The following is a 5,136-nucleotide window of genomic DNA, read 5'->3' on the forward strand; positions in this document are numbered from 1 at the left end:
GGCCCAGTGGGCCGCAAGCGCCGCCGGCTCACCCGCGGTGTCACCGTGCACGCATTCTTGTGTGGGAGGGGCTTCAGCCCCGACGCGCTGTGCGCGCATCGCGCGGCAGACGCCGCGCGGCGATCTGCAAGAGACGAAAGGAACGACAGGCGTCCTCTCTGCCTCCATCGCATGTTGTGCGCGGCGCGGCCAGGCCGTGGTTGAGGCCGCTCAGGTCAACGATCAGGAGGTCGCAGTGCCCGGCCCGCGACGCCTGGCTCAGCCTTCTAGCAGAAACCCCACCGCCACGCGCCGGCCTTCGGCGGCCAGCACGTTGTAGGTGCGCGCGGCGGCGGCGTTGTTCATCACTTCGATGCCGATGCCGCGGGTCAGGAACAGCGCCATCACCGCTGCGGCGGGAAACACCTGGCGTTCGCCGGTGCCGAGGATCACCAGGGCCGGGTTGAGCTCCAGCAGTGGCTGCAGATGCTGCGGCTGCAGATCGCCGGCCGGCGGGGCCTGCCAGTCCTCGACCAGGGTGTCCGGCGCGAGGACAAAGCTGCGGGTCAGCAGCCGGTCGTTCACCTTGGCCTGGCGGCCGTCGGCCATGCGCAGGGCGTAGGCGTAGTCGGGCAGGTCCTGGGTCAGTTGCATGGGGTCACCGAGGGCGCGCTCAGGCGCGCGGCAGCACGATCTGCCGGTCTTCCTTGGCCGGGCGATACAGGATCGCGGTATGGCCGATGCGCTGCACCAGCACGCTGTGCGACTGCTCCACCAGGCTGCCGATGGCGGCGTCGCGGGCCTCGCGGTCGTCGCCGCCGACCTTCACCTTGACCAGTTCGTGGCGCTCCAGCACCTCGTCCAGTTCGGCCAGGAAGGCCGGGGTGACGCCCTTGCTGCCGATCTGCAGCAGGGGTTTGAGGTCGTGGGCCAGGCCGCGCAGGAAGCGGTTCTGGGCCGAGGTCAGGCTGATCGACATGCAGGTGGGAGCAGGGTTGGCAAGGGCGATCAGGGTATCATGGCCGCCCCTCCCGACCGTGCGTCCATGGCCACCCGCAGCAAAAGCAGCCAACGCTGGCTCCGCGAACATTTCGCCGATCCCTTCGTGAAGAAGGCCCAGGCCGAAGGCATGCGCTCGCGCGCGGCCTATAAGCTGGAGGAACTGCTGCAGCGCGACAGGCTGCTCAAGCCGGACATGGTGGTGGTCGATCTCGGCGCCGCGCCGGGCGGCTGGTCGCAGCAGGTGCGCAAGTCGATGGGCGACCGCGGTCGCGTGCTGGCCCTGGACATCCTGGAGATGCCGCCGCTGGCTGGCGTGGAGTTCCTTCACGGTGACTTCAGGGAGGACGCGGTGCTATCGCAATTCGAGGCCATGCTGGGCGATACACCGGTGGACCTTGTGCTGTCGGATATGGCCCCCAATAAAAGCGGAATGGATGCGGTCGACCAGCCGCGGATGATGCATCTGGCGGAATTGGCGATGGCGTTCGCCGACAGCCACCTGAAGCCGAACGGCGCGTTCCTGATCAAGCTGTTCCAGGGCGTGGGGTTCGACGACTACATCCGCGACATGCGCCGCCGCTATGAGAAGGTGACCATCCGCAAGCCGGCCGCGTCGCGCAAGCGCTCGCCGGAGGTCTACGCCCTCGGACAGGGCAAGCGCGCCCAGATCAAGTAAGCTGAACGCAAGGCTGAATCCGCAATGCCACGCATCGAGACAGAGTTGAAGGGACACCGGAGCCAATGAGGATGAACGACTTGACCAAGAATCTGCTGCTGTGGGTAGTCGTTGCCGTCGTGCTGATGGTGGTGTTCCAGAGCTTCTCGCCGCGGCTCGCCGGCGGCGCGGGCACCGACAACGTGACCTACTCCCAGTTCCTGAAGGACGTGGACGCCGGGCGGGTGAAGTCGGTCGATTTCACCGACGCCACCAACCTGTCGGTCAACGCGATCCGCTTCAAGCGCGCCGACGGCAGCGAAGGCTCGGTGTACGGCCCGAGCGACGGCAAGCTGATCGACGTGCTGTACAGCAAGAATGTGGACATCACCCGGCAGAAGCCCGACAACGGTCCGGGCTTCTGGTCGCTGGTGCTGAACTTCCTGCCGGTCATCCTGATCATCGGCTTCTGGCTGTTCATCATGCGCCAGATGCAGGGTGGCGGCGGTGGCGCCAAGGGCGCGATGTCCTTCGGCAAGTCGCGGGCCAAGCTGCAGGGCGAGGACCAGATCAAGATCACCTTCGCCGACGTCGCCGGCTGCGACGAGGCCAAGGAAGAGGTTGGCGAACTGGTCGACTTCCTGCGCGATCCGACCAAGTTCACCAAGCTCGGCGGCAAGATCCCGCGCGGCGTGCTGATGGTCGGCCCGCCGGGTACCGGCAAGACCCTGCTGGCCAAGGCCATCGCCGGCGAGGCCAAGGTGCCGTTCTTCAGCATCTCCGGTTCGGACTTCGTGGAAATGTTCGTCGGCGTCGGCGCCAGCCGCGTGCGCGACATGTTCGAGCAGGCCAAGAAGCATGCGCCGTGCATCATCTTCATCGACGAAATCGATGCGGTCGGCCGCCATCGCGGCGCCGGCCTGGGCGGCGGTCACGACGAGCGTGAGCAGACCCTCAACCAGCTGCTGGTGGAGATGGACGGCTTCGAGGGCGGCGAGGGCGTGATCGTGATCGCCGCGACCAACCGTCCGGACGTGCTGGATCCGGCGCTGCTGCGCCCGGGCCGCTTCGACCGCCAGGTGGTGGTGGGCCTGCCGGACGTGCGCGGCCGCGAGCAGATCCTCAAGGTGCATATGCGCAAGCTGCCGCTGGCCGACGACATCGAGCCGATGGTGATCGCGCGCGGCACGCCGGGCTTCTCCGGCGCCGACCTGGCCAATCTGTGCAACGAGGCGGCCCTGTTCGCCGCGCGCGAGTCGGTCAAGGAAGTGCGCATGGACCACTTCGACCGTGCCCGCGACAAGATCCTGATGGGTGCCGAGCGTCGTTCGATGGCCATGAGCGAGGACGAGAAGACGCTCACCGCCTACCACGAGGCCGGCCACGCCATCGTCGGCCGCCTGGTGCCCGAGCACGACCCGGTCTACAAGGTCACCATCATCCCGCGCGGCCGCGCGCTGGGCGTGACCATGTATCTGCCGGAAGGCGACAAGTACTCGATGAACCGTGTGGCGATCGAGTCGCAGTTGTGCTCGCTGTACGGCGGCCGCGTGGCCGAGGAACTGATCTTCGGTACCGACAAGGTCACCACCGGCGCGTCCAACGACATCGAGCGCGCGACCAAAATGGCGCGCAACATGGTCACCAAGTGGGGCCTGTCCGACGAGCTGGGGCCGATCGCCTACGGCGAGGAGGACGACGAAGTGTTCCTGGGCCGTTCGGTGACCCAGCACAAGAGCGTCTCCGACGACACCGCGCGGCGTATCGACGAGGTGGTGCGGTCGATCCTCGACAAGGCGTATGCGAAGACCACGCAGATCCTCACCGAGAATCTGGACAAGCTGCACACCATGTCGCAGCTGCTGCTGCAGTACGAGACCATCGACGCGCCGCAGATCGAGGCGATCATGGAAGGTCGCGATCCGCCGCCGCCGATGGGCTGGAACAAGTCCGGCAAGGACGGCGGCAACAACGACAAGGGCAATTCGCGTCCGCTGCCGCCGATCGCCGGGCCTGCCGAGCAGGTGTAAGCGCAGGAGCGCCCTTCAAGCGTCGAAAAGCCAGGGAGCGATCCCTGGCTTTTTTGTTGGCGGCGGTGCGGGGCCGGTCGCATCGTCCGATGTCGACTCGCCGCCTGCGTGCGCGTGGGCGACAATGGCACTGCGCTGGCCGCCGCGTCGATGCGGTGTGCGGCTGAAACGTCGCGCACGCCGCTGCCGCCATGCGTGTGTCGCGGATGCCGCATGGCGCTGCGCAGCGCCATTCCGCCGCCGGCCACGGCCACTACCAGGAGACTCACCGATGTTCGACACCTCGCCCAGCCTGCAGTGCGGCGCCCACCGGCTGCTGCTCGATCGCCCGCGGGTGATGGGCATCGTCAATGTCACCCCGGATTCGTTCTCCGACGGGGGCGCGCACGCCAGCGTGGACGCGGCGGTGGCGCACGGCCTGCGTCTGGCCGAGGAGGGCGCCGACGTGCTGGACATCGGCGGCGAGTCGACCCGTCCCGGCGCGATGCCGGTGCCGGTGGAAGAAGAACTGCGGCGGGTGATTCCGGTGATCGAGCGGCTGGCCGCGCAGACCGCGCTGCCGTTGAGCGTGGACACCTTCAAGCCGGAAGTGATGCGCGCCGCGGTCGCGGCGGGCGCCGGCATGATCAACGACGTGCAGGCCCTGCGCCAGCCCGGCGCGCTGGACGCTGCCGCGGAACTGGGGGTGCCGGTGGTGCTGATGCACATGCCCGCCGATGCCTATGCCGCCGGCAGCGCGCCCGGCTACGACGACGTGGTCGGCGAGGTGCACCGGTTCCTGGCCGAGCGCATCTTCGCTGCGGAGATGGCCGGCATCGACAAGCGACGCATCCTGGTCGACCCGGGCTTCGGCTTCGGCAAGAGCACCGCCGACAACCTGCAGTTGCTGGCCCAGTTGGCGCGGCTGGTCGAGCTGGGCGTGCCGGTGCTGGCCGGCTTGTCGCGCAAGCGCAGCATCGGCGAGCTGACCGGGCGCGAGGTGCCGGAGCAGCGGGTGGCCGGCTCGGTCGCCGCGCATCTGCTGGCTGCACAGCGCGGTGCCGCGCTGCTGCGCGTGCACGACGTCGCTGCCACCGTCGACGCGCTGAAGGTCTGGCAGGCGCTGCAGGCCGTGCCGTTGCCGCGCGCCGCCACAGCGTCGGCCGCGGCGACGATCCGCTGGCCGGACGAGGACTGATGGCGGCCGACCGGCGCCCGCGCGCGATCGCACTGATGGGCCCGACCGCCTCGGGCAAGACCGCCGCGGCGATTGCCCTGGCCGAACGCTGCGGCGGCGAGATCGTCAGCGTCGATTCGGCGCTGGTCTACCGTGGCCTGGACATCGGCGCGGCCAAGCCCGATGCCGCCGAGCGCGCGCGGGTGCCGCATCATCTGCTGGACCTGCGCGATCCCTGGCAGACGTATTCGGCGGCCGAATTCGCCGCCGACGCGCGCGCCGCGCTGGAGGCGATTGTGGCCCGCGGCCGCCTA

General features: G+C 68.7%; 6 protein-coding genes. 4 read left to right on the forward strand and 2 right to left on the reverse strand.

Features of this window, described 5'->3' with window-relative positions; genetic code table 11:
* Positions 1–258 precede the first annotated feature (258 nt).
* Both D183_RS0120330 and yhbY read right to left on the reverse strand, forming a co-directional pair.
* On the reverse strand, positions 259–633 hold the full coding sequence (locus D183_RS0120330; protein WP_017910617.1) for an Mth938-like domain-containing protein: 375 nt from the start codon (positions 631–633) through the stop codon (positions 259–261).
* Between the two features lie 19 nt (positions 634–652).
* Positions 653–958: a ribosome assembly RNA-binding protein YhbY gene (gene yhbY / locus D183_RS0120335; RefSeq protein WP_010341321.1), complete on the reverse strand. Its 306-nt coding sequence runs from the start codon at positions 956–958 to the stop codon at positions 653–655.
* A 66-nt stretch (positions 959–1,024) separates the two neighbouring features.
* On the opposite strand from yhbY, the gene rlmE reads away from it, so the two are divergent.
* From rlmE to D183_RS25460, 4 genes are all read left to right on the forward strand, one after another.
* The gene (gene rlmE / locus D183_RS0120340) at positions 1,025–1,657 is read left to right on the forward strand and encodes a 23S rRNA (uridine(2552)-2'-O)-methyltransferase RlmE (protein WP_017910618.1); all 633 of its coding nucleotides are present in this window, start codon (positions 1,025–1,027) and stop codon (positions 1,655–1,657) included.
* A gap of 71 nt (positions 1,658–1,728) precedes the next feature.
* Positions 1,729–3,666 carry an ATP-dependent zinc metalloprotease FtsH gene (gene ftsH, locus D183_RS0120345; RefSeq protein ID WP_017910619.1) on the forward strand — a complete coding sequence of 646 codons (1,938 nt, stop codon included), beginning with the start codon at positions 1,729–1,731 and terminating at the stop codon, positions 3,664–3,666.
* Positions 3,667–3,937: 271 nt separating this feature from the next.
* Positions 3,938–4,843, forward strand: coding sequence for a dihydropteroate synthase (gene folP / locus D183_RS0120350; RefSeq protein ID WP_017910620.1), 906 nt, complete (start codon positions 3,938–3,940; stop codon positions 4,841–4,843).
* On the forward strand, positions 4,843–5,136 hold a 294-nt coding region (locus tag D183_RS25460; RefSeq protein WP_043086396.1), incomplete at its 3' end, for an isopentenyl transferase family protein. The genes folP and D183_RS25460, both read left to right, overlap by 1 nt.

The sequence above is a fragment of the Xanthomonas sp. SHU 199 genome (genome assembly GCF_000364665.1).
GTDB classification, from domain to species: Bacteria; Pseudomonadota; Gammaproteobacteria; order Xanthomonadales; family Xanthomonadaceae; genus Xanthomonas_A; species Xanthomonas_A sontii.